General features: G+C 33.8%; 2 protein-coding genes and 1 pseudogene. All 3 read right to left on the bottom strand.

Annotated elements, in window-relative coordinates; translation table 11 throughout:
- Window positions 1-409, bottom strand: a pseudogene (locus AC1DRF_RS25020) (alpha-glucosidase); the annotation flags it as partial.
- A gap of 56 nt (window positions 410-465) precedes the next feature.
- Window positions 466-1,119 carry a DUF4867 family protein gene (locus AC1DRF_RS25015; protein WP_427075028.1) on the bottom strand — a complete coding sequence of 218 codons (654 nt, stop codon included), beginning with the start codon at window positions 1,117-1,119 and terminating at the stop codon, window positions 466-468.
- Window positions 1,120-1,223: 104 nt separating this feature from the next.
- Window positions 1,224-1,904: a transaldolase family protein gene (locus AC1DRF_RS25010; RefSeq protein WP_427075029.1), complete on the bottom strand. Its 681-nt coding sequence runs from the start codon at window positions 1,902-1,904 to the stop codon at window positions 1,224-1,226.
- Window positions 1,905-1,973: the final 69 nt, after the last annotated feature.

Below are 1,973 nucleotides of genomic sequence, written 5' to 3'. Positions count from 1 at the left end.
GTTGTTCTCCGCATCCATATACTTTCTCTTGTTTATCTGCAGCTACTCGTAACCAAAAACGATTAATGTTCGCATCGTTTTTTTGATATTCTACTTTTAGCCGATTCTCTTCTTCTTTAACTATAAGAGACAGCATGTTATCTCCATTTTTATAGTTGGAGAAATCTATTTTATATGCCCCTTCTATTTCTTCAACAGTTGCGTAGCGAAGAGCTGTACGTTCAGTAACGTAATCTTTAATATCAAAGTTACCTCTATACATTTCAATCGTTTCTTCTCCATAACCAACAAACAGCATTGGTTTTTGTATGGTATGCTGAAGTAGAGTTACACCGTTAAGAGCAACTTCGAATCCATCTTGTAAGATCTCCACATTTACCCCTTTAGTTACGTTTAAGGTACCTGACATTTTTATCTCTCCCATCAATTAATAGATCTTAGTCTTTTGTCTAACATTCATACGCTCTATTGATAAACTTTAATATTTTCTCCTTTTATACCTGGATGTGCACCTTTATTGATTAATTGCTCTCTTTCAGGATGAGCAATTAACCATTTATTTTTCATAAACAATAACTCATCTTCTTTTGTTCTTTTTTGAATATTAGACAATAACGGATCATTCGTTCCTTTAGGTAAAATAACGATTGTTTTAAATCCTTCATTATTTACCTTACAAGGAGCAAAATGTAATGTCGTACTATATAACTCAACTGCTGTTCCTTTAGGTATGAAGAAAGCGATTACATCATTTGAATTAAAAAAGTTATCCTCGACGTCTTGTACCTTTCCTAATAAAAGAACCATATCTGTTATAGCGATGTTGATTTCACTGCTTTTATGATACTCAAGGCCATTTAAGGTTGAATTAGGACCATTACAATATCCAATTTGAATAGGCATATCACCATAAAAAGCTTCTTGAAGTTGGTTCTTAATAATGGTATTTTCCATYTCCGTGACGGATGCTACATATACATTCTGATCTTGAGGAATAGCTAAACTATCCATATATGTTTCTAGTTCACTGAAGTCATATTCGTTTACTGCCTTTCCATAAGGTTTAAATTTGCTGTCCTCTATATGATAGAAAGGCACATGTTTGTTTAAGTCTTTCATGTATTCAAAGCTGCTCAACGTTTTCTTCTCTCCTTTTCTATGTAAAAAGCCCCTCAAAGAAGATAATAAGATTCTAAGAGGCGCCTTTTATAAAATACATATGTTTATTTTAAGACAGGAGCTTCTGTAACTGTATTATCCCAAGCATTACGGAATTTGTTTAATCCATAGTCTGTGAACGCATGCTGGAAGCTTTCTTTATATACATCAAATCCACAGGTCACAATATGCGCTCCAGCTTTTGCCGCATCTACAATTTGTTTACCATTACGTAAAGCAGCAACAATGATTTCTGTGTTGTAATCGTAGTTTTTATAGATATTCACAATATCCTGAATATATTGAGTTGTATCGTCCCCRCTATTTTCTTTCCAACCTACAAATGGAGATACAAATTTAGCACCAATTCTTGCAGGCTGAAGTGCTTGTGATGGCGAGAAGACAAGAGTGACGTTAGTAGAAATACCTTCTTTTTCAAATTCCTTTGCTGCAATTAAACCAGGTTCTGTGCATGGAATTTTAATAACAAAGTTTGACGATAACGTAGCAATCTTTGTCCCTTCTTCTACCATATCCTTGGCATTATCCAAATGAGGATTAATTTCAACTGAAATTGGGAAATTTTCGACTCCTTTAAACTCACTTGCAAATTCATCTAGAACCGTTAAGAATGGCTTGCCGCTGTTCATAATATGACGAGGATTTGTTGTAACTCCATCAATTGCCCAGTTTTCATACGCGTAACGAATTTCCTCTAAAATTGCACTATCTAAAAAATACTTCATCTTTATACCTCCAGTTAAGTGACTATTACCCTTAAAAGATAATAACCTTTATATAATTCATAATAACCT

The sequence above is a fragment of the Priestia sp. P5_B4 genome (assembly GCF_056400385.1).
Note: the sequence above shows the minus strand (reverse complement) of the source record. Positions and strands in the feature narration are given on the sequence as shown.